This window comes from Mesorhizobium sp. YIM 152430 (assembly GCF_029210365.1).
In the GTDB taxonomy this organism is placed as follows: domain Bacteria; phylum Pseudomonadota; class Alphaproteobacteria; order Rhizobiales; family Rhizobiaceae; genus Aliihoeflea.
The window spans coordinates 122,455-142,504 of sequence record NZ_JARGES010000055.1 but is presented as its reverse complement, the minus strand read 5'-3'; the positions used below and the strand labels follow the sequence as shown (position 1 = coordinate 142,504).

The window sequence follows — 20,050 nt, the reverse complement described above, 5'->3', positions numbered from 1 at the left end:
CTCAGGGCTTCTGGGCCAGATACTTCTCCAGCCAGTGGATGTCGTAGTCGCCATTGGCGATGTCCGGATTGCCGACGAGGTCGCGGAAGAGCGGCAAAGTGGTGTTGATGCCGTCGACGACGAACTCGTCGAGCGCGCGGCGAAGGCGCATCATGCACTCGACGCGGTTGCGGCCATGTACGATGAGTTTACCAATGAGGCTGTCGTAGTAGGGTGGGATCTTGTAGCCCGAATAGACGGCGGAATCGACGCGCACGCCAAGCCCGCCCGGCGTGTGGAACGTCGTCACCGTGCCGGGCGATGGCACGAAGGTGCGCGCGTCCTCGGCATTGATGCGGCACTCGATGGCGTGGCCGTTGAAGCGGATGTCGTCCTGCGTGACCGACAGGCCGCTGCCGGAGGCGACGCGGATCTGCTCGTGGACGAGATCGATGCCGGTGATGGCTTCGGTCACCGGATGCTCGACCTGCAGGCGGGTGTTCATCTCGATGAAGTAGAACTCGCCGTTCTCGTAGAGAAACTCGATCGTGCCGGCGCCGGAATAACCGAGATCGCCGACCGCCTTCGACACCGTCTCGCCGATCTTGGAGCGCTCGGCGGCGTTGAGGGCGGGCGAGGTCGCTTCTTCCCATACCTTCTGGTGGCGCCGCTGGAGCGAGCAGTCGCGCTCGCCGAGATGGACGGCGTTGCCGCGGCCGTCGCCGAGCACCTGCACCTCGATATGGCGCGGCTTTTCGAGGTATTTCTCGATATAGACGGCGTCGTCGCCGAAGGCGGCGCCGGCTTCGGAGCGCGCGGTCTGGAGAGCGACCGACAGTTCGTCCTCCGAGCGCGCGACCTTCATGCCGCGTCCGCCACCGCCGGCCGATGCCTTGATGATGACGGGGTAGCCGATATCGGCGGCGATGCGCTTGGCTTCGCCCTCATCCGTCACGCCGCCCTCGGACCCGGGAACGACCGGAATGCCGAGGCGCTTGGCGGTGCGCTTGGCCTCGATCTTGTCGCCCATCACGCGGATATGGTCGCCCGAAGGGCCGATGAAGGTGATGTTGTGGGCGGCGAGGATGTCGGCGAATTTGGCATTCTCGGACAGGAAGCCGTAGCCCGGATGAATGGCGTCGGCGCCGGTGATCTCGCAGGCAGCGACGATCTGATGGATGTTCAGATAGCTGTCGCGCGAGGGCGGCGGCCCGATGCACACGCTCTCGTCGGCAAGGCGCACATGCATGGCGTTGGCGTCCGCCGTCGAATGGACGGCGACGGTCTGGATGCCGAGTTCCTTGGCCGCGCGCAGGATGCGGAGCGCGATTTCGCCGCGATTGGCGATGAGGATCTTCTGAAACATGGTCGCTCCTATTCGATCACGACCAGCGGCTCTCCGAATTCGACCGGCTGCGCGTCCTCGCAAAGGATCGCGGTGATCTTGCCGGATCGCGGCGCGGGAATTTGGTTCATCGTCTTCATCGCCTCGATGATGAGGAGCGTCTGGCCTTCCTTGATCGCCTGGCCCACTTCGATGAAGGGACGGGCGCCGGGCGCCGGCGACAGGTATGCGGTGCCGACCATCGGAGAGGGAACCGCATTGCGCGCCGGGTCGGAGGCTCCCGGAGCGGCAGGCCGGTCCTCGGTGGCGGCGGGCACCGGATGATTGGCCGGAGCAGGCGCAATGGCGGGCGCGTAGGCTTGAACCGGCGCCGGGGCCTGACGCGACACGCGAATACGCAGATCGTCCTGTTCGATCTCGATCTCGGACAGATTGGTATCGTTCAGGATGCCCGCCAGGTCGCGGATCAGTTGCTGGTCTACGCCGGCTTTCTTGGTCGACATTGATTTCGCCCTTTTTCTTGGTTTTCTCCGGTCAAAGCCGGGCGGCAAGTGCCTGTAGCGCCAGGGTGTAGCCGATCGGGCCGAAGCCGCAGATCATGCCGGTTGCGACCGGCGCCACCATGGTCTTGTGACGGAATTCCTCGCGTGCATGGATATTGGACAGATGGACCTCGACGATCGGCATCGACAAGAGCCGCAGCGCGTCGTGCATGGCGATCGAGGTGTGGCCATATCCGGCAGGATTGATGACGAGTCCGACCGCGTGGTCAGGCGCGCCCTGAATCCAGGTGACCAGTTCGCCTTCCAGATTGGACTGGCGGAAATCGAGCCCGTATCCCAGTCTTTCCGCTGCGGTACGGCAATCGACCTCGATGTCTGCAAGCGTCTTGGACCCGTAGATTCCGGGCTCGCGCTTGCCAAGCATGTTGAGGTTCGGGCCGTTGAGGATCAGGATGTTCTTGGGCATTCGGACATTTCCACGCGGCGCGCTTTTCTGCGCGACGCACCCTCTATAGTCGCCTTGTTCCGCAACGCAAAGGCTGCGAGGCGTGTGGACAGCTTCAACAGGCGACAAACATGTCGAAAACTTGATCAGGAAGGGTTTTCGGCCCGAACCTGCTCGATCTTCTCGGCCAATACCTCCTGACCCATGGCGCCGAAGACGACTTCGTTGCCCACCACGTAGGATGGCGTGCCGGTGATGGAGAGCTGCTCGGCCAGCGCGTAGGTCGCCTGGAAGGCGGCGATGATGTCGGGGTTCTGCATCTCCTGACGCAGGGTTGCCTCGTCCGCACCGTGCGAGACGGCGGCAAGGATCGCCTCGTCCTCCGTCACGCGGGCTTCGCCGGCGAGAAGGTCGCTGTGGAACGCGCCGTAATTTTCGGGCAGCAGGTTGCGAAAGGCCATGGAGACGATATGGGCGCGCTGCGAGTCCGGCCCGAGGATCGGGAACTCCTTCAAGACGAAGCGCAGGTCGGGATTGGCCTCGACCAAGGCTTCCATGTCCTGCAATGCTCTCTTGCAGTAGCCGCAATTGTAATCGAAGAACTCGACGATGGTGATATCACCGTCGGGATTGCCGATGACGCCGTCATAAGCGGCGTTGAAGATTTCGTTTTCGGCGGAGCGAATGATTTCGGTCTGTGCGAGGCGCTGCGTTTCGGCCTGGCGTGTTTCGAGCGCCTGCTGGACCTCGATCATGATCTCCGGATTGGCGACGAGATAGTCGCGCACGATCGCCTCGACCGCGGCGCGGTCCGGTGCGGCCGATGCCGCTCCGGTGGCAGCGACCGGCACTGAAGCCGTCGACGACGAGCCGGCGACATAGCCGGCAGCGCCCATTGCTAGGGCGATGACGGCACCGAGAGCGGCGGCAGGGATCAAAGCGTTCATTTCGGTTCCTTCTTGCGGCCGGTCAATTGGCCGGCCTCTGATTGATGATGTCCTGCGCACGCACATGGCTGGGCGAGCCCGGCATCAGCCGCGACTGGGCGCGCGCGGCGAACTGGCGCGCCTCGCGGAAATTGCCGCTGTAATAGTGACCTTCCGCCGTCGCAAGCTCCGCTTCGGCGATTTCCCCCATCTGGCCATAGGCTTGCGCCAGATAGCGATAGGCGGTGACATATTCCGGCGCGCGCGCCAGCCCTTGCGTCAAGGCGTCTACCGCTCGGCTTGCGGCATCGGGCCCGCCGGCGGCGAGCAGTGCCTGGCCGAGGCCGAACTGCATGAAGCCGGAATTCGAGGCGTCGAGCCTGGCGGCGCGCTCGAAGGCGCTAACGGCGTCCTGCGGCCGGTTGGCGCGGATCAGGATTTCGCCGCGCAGTTCGTGGAAGTAGGGATTGTTCGGCTCGGCCGCGACCAGGGCATCGACCTTTTGCAAGGCGGCCGAGGGGGAGCCGGAAAGATGGGTCACGATCGCATCGCCATAGCGCGCGGCGATCCCTTGCGTGTCGCGAAAGAGCCGCGACGTGGCGGACTGCCCTTGCGTGTGTGCCGCAATCTTGGCGCGCATCATGTCGTGGCGCCTTTGCAGCGCGGGCGGATCTTCACGATTGTAGTAGGGGCTGGCCAGCGCCAGTTCCTGAACGTTCTGGATGCGCTCGCGCGGCAGCGGGTGGCTGATCTGGTAGGGGTCGATCTGGCGGCCCGCCAGCGCCAGCCCGCTCGCCATGCGTTCGAAGGTGCGGACCATGCCGCGGGCCGACTGGCCGGTCTTCTCCAAATAGGTGATGGCGGAGCGGTCGGCCGTGATCTCTTCGGTGCGCTGGTAGCTCAAGAGGCCGCGCCGCGCGACTTCGCCACCGCCAATGGCAAGGCCGGCGCCTGCCTGCGCCAGGCCGCCGGTGCCGCTGGCCGCGCCGCCGACGGCTGCGCCGATGCCGATCAGGCCGGCGACGACGGCCATGGTCTGCGCGGCTTCGAGCTGGTCGCGCAGGCGCTGCTGGTGGCCGCCGGCGATGTGCCCCGCCTCATGCGCGATTACGCCGATGATCTCGTTCGGCGTCTCGGACTGGAGCAGGGCGCCGGTGTTGATGAACATGCGCCGGCCGGCGACGAAGGCGTTGAAGGCTGGATCGTTGACCAAAATGATCTCGATACCGGAGCGCGAAAGGCCGGCGGCCTCGAGGATCGGGCGTGCATAGTCGCGCACCAGCGCCTCGATCTCGGCATCGCGGACGACCGGTACGCTGCGTTGCGCGTGCGCCGAAGACATGGGCGCGAAAGCGATCTGAGCGGCGACAAGACCGGTCAGAAGGGACTTGCAGACGCGTCTGGCGGACAGAAACATGGCGATTCCCTAGACGAACGTGTCTATCCCTAGTCGAGCCGGGCGGCGATGAAAAGCACGGACCGGTGCGGCTCGTGGACTTGTGATCCCCATATCAATCGGGCATTTGTGCGGCCCCTGACCGACTGCCGGAGTTGCCAGCCTTGTCGCCGATCCTCGTTTCCCGCCGCTCCGACGTCGAGCCGTTCCATGCCATGGATGTGCTCGCGCGCGCCAATGCGTTGCGTGCGGCGGGGCGAAGGGTGGTGTCGCTCGCGGTCGGCCAGCCTTCCGACCCTGCGCCGCGGAGCGTTCGCGAGGCGGCCACCCAGGCACTCGCGGCCGGCGCCCTCGGCTATACGGACGCGCTCGGAAGAGCGGAATTGCGGCAGGCGATTTCCGGCCACTATCGCGACCATTACGGGCTCGACGTGCCGGCGGACCGCGTGGTGGTGACGACCGGGTCCTCGGCCGGCTTCAACCTCGCCTTCCTTGCCATGTTCGATCCGGACGACAAGGTGGCCATCACCGTTCCGGGCTATCCGGCCTACCGCAACATCATGAAGGCGCTCGGAATCGAGGTCGTCGAGATCGACCTCGAGGGCGCGGCCTGGCTGACAGCCGCATCGCTGGAGCGCGTTCATCGCAAGGAAGGGCTCAAGGGTCTGCTCTTCGCCAGCCCGGCGAACCCGAGCGGTGCGGTGATCCCTGCCGACGAACTCAAGGCCCTCGTCGAGGCGGCGAAGGACATGGGCATCCGCACCATCTCGGACGAAATCTATCACCGGCTCTGCTACACGGCCGACGACGTCACCGCGCTCACCTTCGACGACGACGTGACGGTGATCAACTCCTTCTCCAAATATTACTGCATGACCGGGTGGCGGATCGGCTGGATGGTCGCGCCGCAGCGACTCGTGCGCGCCCTCGAGCGCATCCAGCAAAGCCTCTACATCTCCGCGCCCGACCTGTCGCAGATCGCAGCCGCACGCGCCTTCGAGGCGACCGACGAACTGGACGCCGTTCGCGAGCGCTATCTCGCCAACCGCGCGATGCTTGCCGAGGCGCTGCCCCGGCTCGGCCTTGCCTTCGCCGCACCGATGGACGGCGCCTTCTACGCCTATTGCGACGTCACGCGGCATTCCAACGACAGCATGGCGTTCGCGGCGACGATGCTGGACGAGGCGGGCGTCGCCGCGACACCGGGGCGTGACTTCGATCCGTTCGAGGGCAATCGCTACATGCGGTTTTCCTATGCCGGCAGCAGTGACGACATCGCAGAGGCGATCCGCCGCCTGACCCGATGGCTCGGATAAGAAAAAAGCCGGCAAGATCGCCGGCTTTTTCACTTGATTCTAGAAGAACCCCTTGCGCTGCCACCAGCCTTGCCGTCGCGGCTTGTCCTCCGGCGTCGTCACCTCGCCCTCGGGGGTGAGCGACTGGACGACAGGGGCGACCGGTGCAGCCGGCTTGACGGTCTGGGGAGCGGAAATCGGCTCGGCTGCGATTTCGGCCGTGGCGATTTCGGGCACTGCGGCGGCCTCCTCGGCGACCTTCTTGCGGCGGGGGGCGCGCTTCTTCGGCGTCGGCTTTTCCGAATTGTCCGCCACGGCGGCTGCCGCTTCGGGAGCGGCCGGTTCCAAAACGGCATCGCCCGTCGCGGCCTTGGCGCGGCTCTTGCGCGGCGCACGGGCCTTCTTCGGCTTCGGAGCGTCTTCGACCGGGGGTTCCTCGGCAGCGACGGCCTCATCGGCAACGGGTTCGACGGAAGCGGCGGCCTCGACAGCCGTCATCGCCTCGCTGTCGACGTCGTTCGCCGCATCACCTTCGCTTGCCCCGCTCGGGGTCGTTTCGGCCGAAACTTCGGCATCGTCGCGGCGATTGCGACGTCCACCGCGCTTGCCGCGGCGGCGCTTCTTGCGGCCGGCCTCGCTGTCCTCATCCTGGCTATCGTCCGCGCCGATTGCTGCTGCCGCATCGGCGGCCTCCTCGTCGCCGAGGTCGGCGGCCGCCGTCTCGACATGGCCGGCTTCGCCGTTGGTCTCGCGGTCACGTCCGCGACGACGACGACGGCGGCGCTTCTTGCGATCGCGATTGCCGTCCTCGTCCGACGTGGAGTGAGCGGTGTCGCGCTCTGCGACGGGCTGCGGTTTGGCCACGACGTCGCCGTCCTCGTCGTCCGCATCGGCAAGAGCGGCTGCCGCGGCAGCAGCGGCTTCGTCCTTGGCCGCTTCCGCCTCGTCGTCCACCGTCGGGGCGGCGGCCGGCAGGGTCGGAGCCTTGTAGCCTTCCGGGCGCTCGATCTGAGCGCCGCGCGCGATAACGTAATATTGCGAGCCGACCTCCTCGTCCGCCTCGATGGTGATCGTCAGATCGAAGCGGCGCTCGAGGTCGGCGAGCGTGGCGCGCTTGTGATTGAGCACGTAGAGCGCGGTCGAGGCCGGCGTGCGCACCGTGATGTGGCAGCGCGAATCCTTGAGCAGATATTCCTCGATCGCACGGACGACGAGCAGGGCGACCGACGATTCGGAGCGCACATGGCCGGTGCCGCCGCAATGCGGGCAGGGCTGCATGGTGGAATCGAGCACCGAGGCACGGATGCGTTGGCGCGACATTTCCAGAAGGCCGAAATGCGAGATACGGCCGACCTGGATGCGGGCACGATCGTTCTTCAGGCACTCCTTGAGTTTCTTCTCGACCGCCCGGTTGTTTCGGTTCTCCTCCATGTCGATGAAGTCGATGACGATCAGGCCGGCAAGATCGCGCAGGCGCAACTGGCGGGCGACTTCCTCGGCCGCTTCCAGATTGGTCTGGAGCGCGGTGTCCTCGATGGAGTGCTCGCGCGTCGAGCGGCCCGAATTGACGTCGATGGCAACCAGCGCCTCGGTCTGGTTGATGATGACGTAACCGCCGGACTTCAGCGTCACCTGCGGCTGGACCATCTTGTCGAGCTGCGCCTCGATGCCGTTGCGTGCGAAGATCGGAACCGAATCGCGATAGGGCTGGACCATCTTGGCGTGGCTGGGCATCAGCATACGCATGAAGTCCTTGGCCTCGCGATAGCCGTCCTCGCCGGCGACCATGATCTGGTCGATGTCCTTGTTGTAGAGGTCGCGGATCGAGCGCTTGATCAGCGAGCCTTCCTCGTAGACGAGGGCGGGCGCGGTCGATTGCAAGGTCAGGCCGCGCACGTTTTCCCACATGCGCATCAGATATTCGTAGTCGCGCTTGATCTCGGCCTTGGTGCGGCTCTCGCCGGCCGTGCGCAGGATGACGCCCATGCCGTCAGGCACGTTCAGATCCTCCACGACGGACTTCAAGCGCTTGCGGTCGGCCGCATTGGTGATCTTGCGGGAAATGCCGCCGCCGCGCGCCGTGTTCGGCATCAGCACCGAATAGCGGCCGGCGAGCGAGAGATAGGTGGTCAGCGCCGCGCCCTTGTTGCCGCGCTCTTCCTTGACGACCTGGACGAGCAGGATCTGCCGGCGCTTGATGACTTCCTGAATCTTGTAGTGTTTGCGGACGGGCCGGCGGCGCGCGGCCGCTTCCTCGATCGCATCCTCGGCGCCGACGGATTCGATCTGTTCGTCGTCATGGCCGTTATCGCCGTTGCGGCCGGGACGAAGGTCGTCGTCGTCGGATTCGGCTGCCGGCGCCTCTTCGGAAACGACGTCCGAAGCCACGCTTTCGGCCATCGCCTGACCGGCTTCCTCTTCGCCGGATGCCTCGTCCGCGGCTTCGTTCTCCTCGCCGTCGTTCGTGTCGGCCGATGTCTTCTGGCTGGCGCGGTCGCGGCTCTTGCCCGAACGGCGACGGCGACGATTGCGGCCATTGCCATCCTCGTCCTCTTCGTCATCGTCCGAATTGGCGGCAGCTTCCGCTTCTGCGCGCAGCAGCGCCTGCCGGTCGGCGACGGGGATCTGGTAATAGTCGGGGTGGATTTCAGAGAAGGCGAGGAAGCCGTGGCGATTGCCGCCATACTCCACGAAAGCCGCCTGAAGCGAAGGCTCGACCCGCGTTACGCGGGCCAGATAGATATTGCCTTTGAGCTGCTTCTTATCCTGGGATTCGAAATCGAACTCTTCAATGCGGTTGCCGCGAACGACGACGACCCGCGTCTCCTCCTGGTGGGAGGCATCGATAAGCATTTTGTTGGGCATTTTGATGAGTCTCCCCGGCACGCACCGCCCGAGGGGAGGTCGTGGTAGCGCCGCGCCGTGGAGGCGGGAATGTCGTGCCGGATAAAAGGGGGAGCCGAGACTGCTGGCGTGACGCGAGAGGCTGGCCGCCCGCTGCCGTTAAGGCGCGGTCAAATGCGGTCGAGAGCCTGATTGTGTCGGAAGCCATGCTACAGCCTGCGGATCCTTTCTGAACCAAGGCCCGGCGGTCGCCGGACCAACTGCGATTTGCTCGTTCAAGAGCCGGCACGGGATCATCCCAGCCGTTTTCCAAACGGCACGGGGTTGAGCCGACATGCCGAAGAATTCTGTTCGGACAGATGCACCGCATCAGGAGAGGGAGGAAAATTCCGCCGCTTGCGCGTCAGCGCAACCTTTTACGGACGTCGCAAATGTCCTGCCATGCTTTTATGATTTGACGGCTTCCAAGGCAACCCTGATTTCCGAAACTTAATTTTCACCCCAGCCAATGCAGAATCGGACGATGCGGCCGGGTTCGAACAAGGATTGATTAACCACGTCGGGCTACCACTCAAGGCATCCTTGTCGCCAAGCGACCGCTTCGAAGCAGGACGGGCGAGACGATGCCGAAAATGCTCTTCACAGCCAGCCATGATCGGGTTCGCGGATTCATGCCGGCCGCATTAGCCGTGCTGTTCGTCTCGTTCTTCAGCCTTGTCGCGCAGGCCGAGTCTTTGCGCGTCGAGGGTCTGCGCGTGGTCGGCGACGCGTCGCGCGCCCGCATCGTCATCGACGTTTCGCAAAGCCCCGACCTGCGCTGGTTCCTCGTGCGCGCGCCGCATCGTCTCGTACTCGAACTGGGTGATGTCGAATACCGGCACGAAGACGAACCCGTGAAGCCGCGCGGCCTCGTGACCGACATCGCGTTCGGCGCTGCCGGCGATTCGAGATCACGGCTGGTTTTGACGTGTGAGGACGCCTTCGTCGTCGAGAACGTCGAGATCGTGAAGAACGAGAATGAGCCCGGCCATCGGGTCGTCATCGACATCGTCGCCGGTTCGGATCGCCAATTCGAGGCGGCGCTGGCCGAACAGATCGCGACGACCGCAGGTACGGATGCCGCCGAACAGCCTGCCGAACGGCGCTTCACCGTCGTCGTCGATCCAGGCCATGGCGGCGCGGACAGTGGTGCCAAGGGCGTCAGCGGCGTCTATGAGAAGACGATCACGCTTGCCTTCGGGCTGGAACTGAAGAAGGCGCTTGAGGATACCGGACGCTACGACGTTCACCTCACGCGCGACCGCGACAAGTTCCTGCGCCTCGACGAGCGCGTGAAGATCGCCCGCCGGCACGAGGCGGACCTCTTCATCTCCATCCATGCCGATGCGATCCGCCATCGCGACGTTCGCGGCGCGACCGTCTACACGGTTTCCGATTCGCCGTCCGACGCCGCATCCGCCGCCAAGGCCGTGCGCGAAAACCTTGCCGACCAGATCGCCGGCTTTGCCGTCCAGGATGCGGGCGACGAGGTCTCCGACATCCTGACCGATCTCGTCCGCCGCGAGACGGACGGTTTCTCGCTTCGCTTCGCCAAGGCGCTCGTCGGGCAGTTGTCCGACGAGATCGGGATGATCAAGAACCCGCATCGCTTCGCGGGTTTTCAGGTTCTCAAGGCGCCGGACGTGCCGTCGGTGCTCGTCGAACTGGGCTATCTGTCGAACGCGCGCGACGAGGAGCAATTGCGCGATGTCGAATGGCGGGCGCAGGCGTCGGCCGGCATCGTCGCGGCGATCGGCCAGTTCGCGGACGCCAAGCTGGGCGCCGTGGATTGAACACTCGCGCGATCGTGGCTTGACGGCAACACGCGGTCGATTAATCCTCGAAAGCAACGAGCACTTGCAAAGCGCCGCAATTTGCCCACAAGCGCACGACAGGTACGATGCGAAACGGTGGACGCAGGCGAGGACCGATCCTGCTGCGCCGCCGAATCGAACGACAGACTGGAGCGGGCATGATTCGTCTCATCGGGTATTTCTTCGGCATCGGTGTGATGCTCGCGCTGGTGGTTGCCGCCGGCGTGGCGTTCTACATCGGCACGATCTCCAAGGATCTGCCGGATTACGAGGTGCTGGCGCGCTACGAGCCCCCGGTGACGACCCGCGTCCACGCTTCCGACGGCGCGCTGATGGCCGAGTTCGCGCGCGAACGCCGGCTCTATCTCCCGGTCCAGGCCATTCCCGACCGCGTGAAGGCGGCTTTTCTTTCGGCCGAGGACAAGAATTTCTACCAGCATCCCGGCATCGACATTCTGAGCCTGTTCCGCGCGGTGGCGACGAACGTCCAGAACATCGGCACGGGCCGGCGCCCGGTCGGCGCGTCGACGATCACGCAACAGGTCGCCAAGAACTTCCTGCTCGATTCCAGCCAGACCTATGACCGCAAGATTCGCGAGATGATCCTGTCGTTTCGCATCGAGCAGGCCTATTCGAAGGATCGCATTCTCGAACTCTACCTGAACGAGATCTTCTTCGGTCTGGGGTCGTACGGAATTGCCGGTGCGGCGCTCACCTATTTCGACAAATCGGTCAACGAACTGACGATCTCGGAAATGGCATATCTGGCCGCGCTGCCGCGCGGTCCGACGAACTATCATCCCTACCGCCATACCGAACGCGCGATCGAGCGCCGCAACTGGGTCATCGACCAGATGGTCGCGAACGGTTTCGTTGAAGCCGAAGAGGCTGCCAAGGCCAAGGAAGAGCCTCTGGGCGTCAGCCCCCGCCGGGGGGGCACCTATATGGAGGCCGGCGAGTATTTCACCGAGGAAGTGCGGCGCGAGATGATCGCGCGCTACGGCGAGAACGCACTTTACGAAGGCGGCCTGTCGGTGCGCACGACGCTCGACCCCGAAATGCAACTCCAGGCGCGTGAAGCGCTTCAGAACGGGCTCATCCGCTACGACACGCTGCGCGGTTTTCGCGGACCTGTCGCGGAGATCGAACTCGGCGACGACTGGGGTGTGGCGGTCGGCGAGGTTCCGGCAATAGCTGATGTTCCGGAGTGGCGTCCCGCCGTGGTTCTGGAGACGGGCGAGGGCGGTGTTACCGTTGGTCTCCAGCCCCGGCGGCAGGCTTCGGGCGAACTCGTCGAGGATCGCGAGACCGCGACGCTCGCCGTTGCCGACATGGAATGGGCGCTGCGACACACCGTCGACGGCCAGCGCGTTCGCGCCAACTCGATTGACGAGGTGCTCCAGGCCGGCGATGTCGTCTATGTCGAAGCGAAGGCGGATGGCGGCTATCTTCTGCGCCAGGTCCCCGAGGTTGCCGGCGGGATGGTCGCCATGGACCCGCATACCGGCCGCGTGCTGGCAATGGTCGGCGGATTCTCCTACGCGCAGTCCGAGTTCAACCGTGCGACGCAGGCGATGCGTCAGCCCGGATCGTCCTTCAAGCCGATTCTTTATGCGGCCGCCCTCGACAATGGCTACACGCCCGCATCCGTCGTCGACGACGCGCCGATCACGATCCGCATCGGCAACGACGTGTGGGAGCCGAAGAACTATGGCGGCAATTTTGCCGGCCCGTCGACGCTGCGCATGGGCATCGAGCGTTCGCGCAACCTGATGACCGTGCGGCTCGCCAATGACATGGGCATGGATATCGTCGCCGAATATGCCGAGCGCTTCGGCGTCTATGACAAGATGCTGCCGGTGCTCGCCATGTCGCTGGGCTCGGGCGAGACGACTGTCATGCGTATGGTTTCGGCCTATGCGGTGATGGCGAATGGCGGACGCTATATCCAGCCTTCGCTCGTCGACCGTATCCAGGACCGCTATGGCAAGACCGTCTTCAAGCACGACCAGCGCGTCTGCCACGGCTGCAACGCGGCGACGTGGGAAGGTCAGGCCGAACCTGAACTCATCGACGAGCGCGACCAGGTTCTCGATCCGATGACCGCCTACCAGATCACCTCGATGATGGAAGGCGTCGTCCAGCGCGGCACGGCCACCACGCTTGCCGAACTCGGCCATCCGATCGCGGGCAAGACCGGCACGACCAACGATTCGCGCGATGCCTGGTTCGTGGGCTACACGCCCGACCTCGTCGTCGGCCTTTATGTCGGCTACGACCAGCCGCGCACGCTGGGCAATGGCGCGACGGGCGGCGGGCTTGCGGCGCCGATCTACAAGGAATTCATGGCCGAGGTGCTGAAGGACAAGACGCCGGTCGCCTTCCGCGTGCCCGAAGGGATGCAGCAGATCGCCATCAACCGCCAGACCGGGATGCGCGCCAGTCAGGGCGAGGGCGGCGTCATCATGGAAGCCTTCAAGCCCGGTACCGGACCCGCCGACAGCTACTGGGTCATCGGCATGGATGGCGCGACCGCCGAACGTGCGCGCGAAATCTCGCCGCAGGCCAGCGAGGCGCTGATCTCGGGATCGGGCGGCGGTCTCTACTGACGGGACATTGAAGGAGGTCAGTCCGCCGCCTTTACAGCGCGGTGGGCCGCCCCTATGTTCCGCGCCGATTTCCAACCTCCAAGTGAATGAAAGGCGAGCCACCATGCGCGCCGAGACCGAAAATCTCATCGACGAAATCAAGCAGGGCATAACCCTGCTGAGGAGGCATCTTTGACTGGGATCAGGCCGTAAAGCGACTTGATTACCTGAACAACCGTGCCGAAGACCCCGACCTGTGGAATGATCCGCAGGAGGCGCAGAAAATGATGCGCGAGCGCCAGGCGCTTGACGACGCCATCACCGCGATCAAGGGCCTGACACAGTCTCTCGACGACAATGTCGGGCTGATCGAGCTTGGCGAGGAGGAGGGCGACCAGGCCATCATCCAGGACGCCGAGGCCGCGATCCGCTCGATGCGCGGCGAGGTCGCCGCCCGGCAGGTCGACACCCTGCTTTCGGGCGAGGCCGATGGCAACGACACCTATCTCGAAGTTCATTCGGGTGCCGGCGGGACCGAGAGCCAGGACTGGGCGTCGATGCTTCTGCGCATGTATACGCGCTGGGCCGAGCGCCGCGGCATGAAGGTCGAAATCCTCGAACTTCACGACGGCGAGGAAGCCGGCATCAAGTCCGCGACGATCCTGATCAAGGGCGAGAAAGCCTATGGCTGGCTGAAGACGGAATCGGGCGTGCATCGCCTGGTGCGCATTTCGCCTTACGATTCCAACGCCCGTCGGCACACCTCCTTCGCCAGCGTCTGGGTCTATCCGGTGATTGACGAGTCCATCGAGATCGACGTGTCGGAATCGGACGTTCGCATCGACACCTATCGCGCTTCGGGCGCGGGCGGCCAGCACGTCAACACGACGGATTCGGCCGTGCGCATCACCCATATCGCGACGGGCATCGTGGTTGCGTGCCAGCAGGAGCGCTCGCAGCACAAGAACCGCGCCAAAGCCTGGGACATGCTGCGCGCGCGCCTCTACGAGGCCGAGCTCAAAAAGCGTGAGGAGGCGGCAAGCGCCACCGAAGCGTCGAAGACGGAGATCGGCTGGGGTCACCAGATCCGCTCCTACGTCCTGCAGCCCTACCAACTCGTCAAGGACCTGCGGACCGGCGTCGAAAGCACGTCGCCGCAGGACGTGCTTGACGGCGGACTGGACGACTTCATGGAAGCTGCACTCGCGCACAAGATCGACGGTTCGGCGGGCGAAGCGATCGCAGACATCGACTAGGCTGCGTCGATATTCGGCCTGGGGCGACCTGCAACGACGGCATCCAGTTGCCGAAAAGGCCAGGAAATTCCCGGCCTTTTCAGTTCTTCGGTTCTCAGAGCAGGTCGGCGATCTGGTTGCCGGCTTTCAGGAAGCGAAGCGGGTCGGTCGCCTTGCCATGGCGGCGGATTTCGTAGTGGAGGTGCGGGCCGGTCGAGCGGCCGGTGCTGCCGACGGCGCCAATTGCATCGCCAGTGGCAAGTTTTTCGCCGATCTTGACGTCTATGCGGCTCAGATGCGCATAGCGCGTCGACCAGCCATTGCCGTGATCGATCTCGATCAGCCGGCCGTAACCGCCCGCCCAGCCGGCCCGGACGACCTTTCCGGCGCCGGTCGCAAGGACCGGGGTGCCGGATCTGGCGCGAAAATCGATCCCGGCGTGCATCGCCGGCCGGCGCAGGAACGGATCGCGGCGGACGCCGAACGGGCTGGACACGGCCTGACCGGGGGCAGGATTGAAGATCGGATAGTCTCGAGCGGAAGCCTTCAGCGCCTCCAGATTGCCAAGCGCTTCTTCCAGTTCGCGCACGCGGTCTTCGAACGCGCTGTCCTCGTCGGTTTCCACGAGCGGGCCGCCGACCCCCGCCTCATCGGAGCCGAAAGCGGCATCGACGGCAAGCCCGGCCCCGGTCAACGCCTCGCGGATCAAGTCAGCGGTCTCGAAGGTTTGCGAGGTGAGCGTCTCGATGCTCATCAACTGTTCCGTCTCGATGGCGGCAAGCGATGCGCCGAGCGAATCGAACAGGTCGGTCTTTTTCTCGCTTTCCGTGTCCTCCTCGATCAAGATGGGGGCGATGGCGGGCACCGGTTTTTCCGGCACGTCGCTTTGAGACCAGAAGGCGTTGCCGAGCCTTTCGGGGGCCTCGCCGGTTGTCGTCTCGCCGGTCAGCTTGGCGAAGATCGAGGCGGCCTTGCCGGAACCGATGGCTGCGCGCAGGACCGGACGTGCCTGCGGAACGGGCGCCGTCTCGGGCAGAGCCTCCGCCGTGCCCATGGCGCGTTCGATGATGGGGCTGATCTGGCCGTGCCGCTGGGTGATCTGGCTCTGGCGGGCGAGAAGCTCGGCGACCTTGCCCTGGACAAGCTGCTGATCGAGAAGCTGCCGGCTGGTGATGCGGTCGACCTGGGTGCGCAGGATCGAGATGCGGTCCTCATAAGCCTGCTGCATCCGTGCCTGGCGCGCGGCGGTTGCGCCGACCAGATCGTCGCGAAGGACCAGATAGGACGTCGCCAGCAGATAACCGATCGCAAGAATGCCGAGAGTCGAGCCGACGAGGCCGACGATCCAGGGCCGGACCTGAAAGTGGCGGATGCGGTCGCCGCGGGCGATGATGACGGTGTGCGGCTCGCGGCGATTGCCAGAAGGTTTCGGCACTGTCCGGTCTCCGAGAATGCTGGGCTGATGTCGGAGTATTACGCCTCATTAGGGTTAATGGCTGGTTCACGGCCGAGGCAAAACGAAAACGGCCCCGCCGAAGCGGAGCCGAAAACAGTGCGGATCAATCGCAGCCGATCGATCAGAAGATCAAAAGCAGGAGGATGATGATCGGGATCGGAATACCGATCAGCCACAGAAGCAAACCCTTGAACATTGCCTTCTCCATTCGTCGCGGGGGTGTCGTGGCCTTAATTCAGCGAGCGTGAAAATGTTCCTCAATCAAAGGGTCTTCGCAGCCTCCAGAACCTCCTGCGCATGGCCAGGAACCTTCACCTTGCGCCAGACGCGCGCGATCCGCCCGTCCTTGTCGATCAGGAAGGTCGAGCGGTCGACGCCCATGTATTTTCGGCCGTACATGCTCTTTTCCACCCACGCGCCATAGGCTTGCAGCGCGGTCTTCTCCTCGTCGGAAGCGAGCGGCACGGTGAGTTCGTGCCTGGATTTGAATTTGTCATGTTTCTTCGGGCTGTCGGGGGACATGCCGATCAGCGAGACGCCGATGGCGGCGAATGCGTCCTTCAGGCGGGTGAAGTCGATCGCCTCCGCCGTGCAGCCGCTGGTGTCGTCCTTTGGATAAAGAAAGAGGACAACCGGGCTGCCTCGCATCGAGGACAGCGAAATCGTCGTCGCTCCATCGCCGGGCAGGGTGAAATCCGGTGCCAGATCGCCTGCGACGGGTTCGGACATGATTTGACCTCCATTTTGCTGTTACGGGACCGGGAAGCGGTGGATATAGTCGATGGACACGATTCGTCCATGATGCCGCACGATTGACGGAACGCCGCTTGACCGACCATCCCGATCGGCCACAGACGCCTGCGAATGCTCGTGCCCTGTTGCGCGGCGCAAAGCCGCGCCGGTCCGCCGTGCGCCGTCGTTCGCCGCTCTCGCGTTTCCTGAGAGGCGCGACGCTTGCAGTGGGCGTTCTCCTGCTTCTCGTCACTCTCGTTGCCGGCGGGGTGATGGCCGGGTTCGGCGGCGACCGTCTGCGTCAGGAAGCGCAGACCGTGCTCACCGACCTTGCCGGCGGCGATGTCGTCGCGACGATCGGTTCGGTCCGGTTGCGGATCGACGCGGACCGGTTTCTTGCGCTCGAGATCGCGGGTGCGGGCCTGTCCGGCGCGGAGACCGGCGACAGTTTCGTCGATGTCGGGCTTCTTCGCTTCGGCATCCGTTTTCTGCCTCTGCTCGAAGGGCGCCTTCAGCTTGCCAATGCCCGGCTGAGCGATGCGCGCCTCGTCGTCGACCAGTTGCCCGACCGGGGCGGGCCGGGACCATTGGCGGGCCTGCGGAATCCCGACGGCCTTCTCGATCCCGATCTCGTCACGCCGGCGATCTTCGCCGCCATTCATCGCGTTTTCGATCTCGTCGAAAGCAACGCTGCGCGCGACTTGAAACTGCGCAACGTCACCATCGTGCTCGACAGCGTTCGCGGCACATCGGTGCGCATCGTGGGCGCGCAACTCGAAAACACGGCCGAAGACGCGCTCGAAATGTCGGGTACGGCGGAGATCGCCGACCGCACGATCGTCTTCGAAGGCAGGGCGCAGCGTGACGACGCGCGAACCCGGATCGCCATGCTCGACCTCGATCTGAGCTTCGCGCCGGTCGTCGAAGGAACCGAACGCATCGGTCTGGCGCATCGCATCGGCGGCCTGACGGTCAGCCTGTCGGGCGCGCAGAGCCTTTCATCGGCCGCCGACAGGCTCGATATCGATGCCAGCTTCGACAATGCCGCCATCGATATCGGTCGTGACACGGTCACCATGTCCGGCACGCTCAATGCCTATTCCGTCACCGGGGCCGACAAGATCGAAATCGACAGTCTACGCTTGGCCTCGCAGGACACCGCCTGGTCGTTCAACGGCGCGGTGGGACCGGAGCCGCGAAGCGATGGGAATGCCGCGCGCTATCGCTTCGAACTGGTTTCGGAGGGCTCGCGGCTGACACTTCCTCAAGGCGACGAGGAAATCGCCGTCGAGACGCGCATCGCCGGCACGTTCGATCCCTTTCGTCGCGTGCTGGATCTGAAAGATATCGATCTGCGTAGCGGCGAGGGGCAAATCGCGGGGCACGCGCGGATCGGCTTCGTGCCCGGCAAAAGTCCGGGCGTTGCACTCGCGCTCGATGCACGTGCCATCCAGGTCGAACATGCCAAGGCGGTGTGGCCGATCTTTGCGGCGCCGGGTGCCAGACGCTGGGCGTCCACCAATGTCGAAGGCGGCCGGATCGAGACCGGCGCGATCCGGCTGGATACGCAGCCCGGCCGGTTCGGCGACGGCGTTCCCTTCACCGACGAGGTTTCGGGCTCTTTCGCGATCTCGGGCGCATCCGTCACCCTTGCCGGCGAACTGCCTCAACTTCAAGACAGCGTGGGGAATGTGCGCTTTCGAGGCGACCGCATCGAAGTCGGCGTGACGTCGACGCGCGCGCAGCTCGAAAGCGGCAAATGGGTCATCGGCAAGGATGCGGCCTTTTCAATGGACATCAGGCGGGGCGAGCCGCTGGTTGGAAACCTGTCCGTCGATATCGACGCCGATGCGGATGCGGCGCTGGAATTCGCTTCGCTGAAGCCGATCGATGCCGCGCGTCATCTCGATTTCGCGCCGTCGGACATCTCCGGCCATGTCGCGGGCCGGGTGCAGGCGCAGTTTCCGCTCAATGAGGAAGGGCGGGACATTCCGGTTGGTTTCGACGTCGAACTCGACGTCGCCGATATTGCGCTGGCGCAACCTTTCCAGGGCCAGGCGGTAAGCGAGGCTTATGGCACGGTGCGGGTACGCCCGAGCCATGCGCAGATCGAGGTGAATGCGAAGCTGAACGGCGTCGCGGCGACGATCGCCATGACGGAGCCGTTCGACGAAACGGTCGAGCGCTCGCGCAAGGTCGATCTGAAGCTCGACGACGCGGCGCGCGACCAGCTTTTGCCCGCACTTTCCATGCTGCTCTCCGGCAATGCCGATGTCGGTATCGACCTGACGAGCGCTGAACGGCAGTCGGTCACCGCCGATCTTTCCGGCTCGGTGCTGAGCCTTCCCTGGATCGGCTGGTCCAAGGGGGCGGGAATCGCCGCGACCACCGCCTTCCAGATGGAGCGCAATGGCGGCCAGACCTTCCTGCACGGCTTCGGCATCAAGGGCGAAAGCTTTGCGGTCGGCGGAGAGGTTTCGCTCGACGAGGCGGGGCTCACGAAGGCGAGCTTCCCGCAGGTGCGGCTCAATCGCGGCGATGCGTTCAGTGTCGACATCGTGCGACGCGGACGCGGCTACGGGATCACCGTCAAGGGAGAAACGCTCGACGCGCGCTCGCTGATCAAGGCTTTGCGAGCGACGAGCGAAGCTGCCAGCGGCGGCGGCGGCGATCCGGTGCCGATCCGTCTCGATCTCGACGTGGCAAACGTCACCGGCTTCGGCAACGAGACGCTTCGCAACGTGGTCATCGCATATTCGGGCGCCGGCGCGACCATCGAAAACCTGTCGGCGACCGCCACGACCGGCTCAGGTGCGAAGCTTGAGGTCAATCACGGCATCGGCCAGGGCGGGCGTTATCTGCGCGCAGAAACAGGCGATGCGGGCGCGGTGCTGCGCTTTCTCGATCTCTACAGCCGCATGGAGGGCGGGCGCCTGAACGTCGAACTGCGCGGCGCGGAAGGCGGGGCGCTGGTCGGAAGGATCGCCGCGCGCGAGTTCTGGCTGGTGGACGAGCCGCGTCTGGCGTCGCTCGTCTCGACGCCTTCCGACACGCGCGGGCGCTCGCTCAACGATGTCGTCAAGGGCAGGCTCGACGTGCAGCGCGTCTTCTTCGACCGTGCCTTTTCGGGCATCAAACAGGGCAAGGGCTATCTGGCGCTGGAAAACGGGGTGATCCGCGGGCCGGATATCGGCTCGACCTTCCAGGGCACCGTCTATGACGGCAGCGGGAACATGTCGATGACCGGCACCTTCATGCCGGCCTATGGGATCAACCGGCTTTTCGCCGAAATCCCGCTGATCGGGCAGATTCTCGGCAATGGCCGAGACCGCGGACTGATCGGGATCACCTTCAAGCTCGCGGGGGCGACCGACGCGCCGCAGTTGCAGATCAATCCGCTTTCCGCGATTGCGCCGGGCATTTTCCGCTCGGTGTTCGAGTTTTCCGAATAGG

The 20,050-nt window shown here is 64.7% G+C and carries 13 protein-coding genes; 5 read left to right on the top strand and 8 right to left on the bottom strand.

Annotated elements, in window-relative coordinates; genetic code table 11:
• Nucleotide 1 precedes the first annotated feature (1 nt).
• From accC to PZ895_RS17200, 5 genes are all read right to left on the bottom strand, one after another.
• A complete protein-coding gene (gene accC / locus PZ895_RS17220) occupies nucleotides 2-1,345 on the bottom strand; it encodes an acetyl-CoA carboxylase biotin carboxylase subunit (protein WP_275840212.1) in 1,344 nt (447 codons plus the stop codon).
• Nucleotides 1,346-1,353: 8 nt separating this feature from the next.
• On the bottom strand, nucleotides 1,354-1,827 hold the full coding sequence (accB, locus tag PZ895_RS17215; RefSeq protein ID WP_275840211.1) for an acetyl-CoA carboxylase biotin carboxyl carrier protein: 474 nt from the start codon (nucleotides 1,825-1,827) through the stop codon (nucleotides 1,354-1,356).
• Between the two features lie 31 nt (nucleotides 1,828-1,858).
• Nucleotides 1,859-2,293 carry a type II 3-dehydroquinate dehydratase gene (gene aroQ, locus PZ895_RS17210; protein ID WP_275840210.1) on the bottom strand — a complete coding sequence of 145 codons (435 nt, stop codon included), beginning with the start codon at nucleotides 2,291-2,293 and terminating at the stop codon, nucleotides 1,859-1,861.
• Between the two features lie 125 nt (nucleotides 2,294-2,418).
• Nucleotides 2,419-3,219: a DsbA family protein gene (locus tag PZ895_RS17205; protein WP_275840209.1), complete on the bottom strand. Its 801-nt coding sequence runs from the start codon at nucleotides 3,217-3,219 to the stop codon at nucleotides 2,419-2,421.
• Between the two features lie 22 nt (nucleotides 3,220-3,241).
• Entirely contained in the window at nucleotides 3,242-4,540 is a 1,299-nt protein-coding gene (locus tag PZ895_RS17200; RefSeq protein ID WP_275840286.1) for a M48 family metalloprotease, read from the bottom strand.
• Nucleotides 4,541-4,809: 269 nt separating this feature from the next.
• Here PZ895_RS17200 and PZ895_RS17195 point away from each other — a divergent pair, with 269 nt between their 5' ends.
• Nucleotides 4,810-5,910 (top strand): aminotransferase class I/II-fold pyridoxal phosphate-dependent enzyme, encoded by a 1,101-nt coding sequence (locus tag PZ895_RS17195; protein WP_275840285.1) that lies wholly within the window; start codon nucleotides 4,810-4,812, stop codon nucleotides 5,908-5,910.
• A 39-nt stretch (nucleotides 5,911-5,949) separates the two neighbouring features.
• On the opposite strand, the gene PZ895_RS17190 is transcribed toward PZ895_RS17195, so the two are convergent.
• The gene (locus tag PZ895_RS17190) at nucleotides 5,950-8,754 is read right to left on the bottom strand and encodes an Rne/Rng family ribonuclease (RefSeq protein WP_275840208.1); all 2,805 of its coding nucleotides are present in this window, start codon (nucleotides 8,752-8,754) and stop codon (nucleotides 5,950-5,952) included.
• A gap of 602 nt (nucleotides 8,755-9,356) precedes the next feature.
• Here PZ895_RS17190 and PZ895_RS17185 point away from each other — a divergent pair.
• The 3 genes from PZ895_RS17185 to prfB all read left to right on the top strand — a co-directional run bounded on the left by PZ895_RS17185 (nucleotide 9,357) and on the right by prfB (nucleotide 14,430).
• Nucleotides 9,357-10,565 (top strand): N-acetylmuramoyl-L-alanine amidase, encoded by a 1,209-nt coding sequence (locus tag PZ895_RS17185; protein ID WP_275840207.1) that lies wholly within the window; start codon nucleotides 9,357-9,359, stop codon nucleotides 10,563-10,565.
• A 179-nt stretch (nucleotides 10,566-10,744) separates the two neighbouring features.
• Nucleotides 10,745-13,195: a penicillin-binding protein 1A gene (locus PZ895_RS17180; RefSeq protein WP_275840206.1), complete on the top strand. Its 2,451-nt coding sequence runs from the start codon at nucleotides 10,745-10,747 to the stop codon at nucleotides 13,193-13,195.
• 103 nt (nucleotides 13,196-13,298) lie between these two features.
• A protein-coding gene (gene prfB, locus PZ895_RS17175) for a peptide chain release factor 2 (RefSeq protein WP_275840205.1) occupies nucleotides 13,299-14,430 on the top strand; the annotation gives its coding sequence in 2 pieces (ribosomal slippage) (nucleotides 13,299-13,364 and nucleotides 13,366-14,430; 1,131 coding nt in all).
• A gap of 94 nt (nucleotides 14,431-14,524) precedes the next feature.
• Here the strand turns inward: prfB and PZ895_RS17170 are convergent.
• Nucleotides 14,525-15,844 (bottom strand): M23 family metallopeptidase, encoded by a 1,320-nt coding sequence (locus tag PZ895_RS17170; protein WP_275840204.1) that lies wholly within the window; start codon nucleotides 15,842-15,844, stop codon nucleotides 14,525-14,527.
• Between the two features lie 282 nt (nucleotides 15,845-16,126).
• Nucleotides 16,127-16,594: a peroxiredoxin gene (locus PZ895_RS17165; protein WP_275840203.1), complete on the bottom strand. Its 468-nt coding sequence runs from the start codon at nucleotides 16,592-16,594 to the stop codon at nucleotides 16,127-16,129.
• A 98-nt stretch (nucleotides 16,595-16,692) separates the two neighbouring features.
• Here PZ895_RS17165 and PZ895_RS17160 point away from each other — a divergent pair, with 98 nt between their 5' ends.
• Nucleotides 16,693-20,049, top strand: a complete 3,357-nt coding sequence (locus PZ895_RS17160) for a DUF3971 domain-containing protein (protein WP_275840202.1) — start codon at nucleotides 16,693-16,695, stop codon at nucleotides 20,047-20,049.
• Nucleotide 20,050 lies beyond the last annotated feature (1 nt).

Excerpts from the sequence above, each read along its gene's own strand:
- accC (WP_275840212.1), bottom strand. The coding sequence starts at position 1,345 with ATGTTTCAGAAGATCCTCATCGCCAATCGCGGCGAAATCGCGCTCCGC.
- aroQ (WP_275840210.1), bottom strand. The coding sequence starts at position 2,293 with ATGCCCAAGAACATCCTGATCCTCAACGGCCCGAACCTCAACATGCTT.
- PZ895_RS17190 (WP_275840208.1), bottom strand. The coding sequence starts at position 8,754 with ATGCCCAACAAAATGCTTATCGATGCCTCCCACCAGGAGGAGACGCGG.
- accB (WP_275840211.1), bottom strand. The coding sequence starts at position 1,827 with ATGTCGACCAAGAAAGCCGGCGTAGACCAGCAACTGATCCGCGACCTG.
- PZ895_RS17185 (WP_275840207.1), top strand. The coding sequence starts at position 9,357 with ATGCCGAAAATGCTCTTCACAGCCAGCCATGATCGGGTTCGCGGATTC.
- PZ895_RS17200 (WP_275840286.1), bottom strand. The coding sequence starts at position 4,540 with ATGTCTTCGGCGCACGCGCAACGCAGCGTACCGGTCGTCCGCGATGCC.
- PZ895_RS17180 (WP_275840206.1), top strand. The coding sequence starts at position 10,745 with ATGATTCGTCTCATCGGGTATTTCTTCGGCATCGGTGTGATGCTCGCG.
- PZ895_RS17205 (WP_275840209.1), bottom strand. The coding sequence starts at position 3,219 with ATGAACGCTTTGATCCCTGCCGCCGCTCTCGGTGCCGTCATCGCCCTA.
- PZ895_RS17165 (WP_275840203.1), bottom strand. The coding sequence starts at position 16,594 with ATGTCCGAACCCGTCGCAGGCGATCTGGCACCGGATTTCACCCTGCCC.
- PZ895_RS17195 (WP_275840285.1), top strand. The coding sequence starts at position 4,810 with ATGGATGTGCTCGCGCGCGCCAATGCGTTGCGTGCGGCGGGGCGAAGG.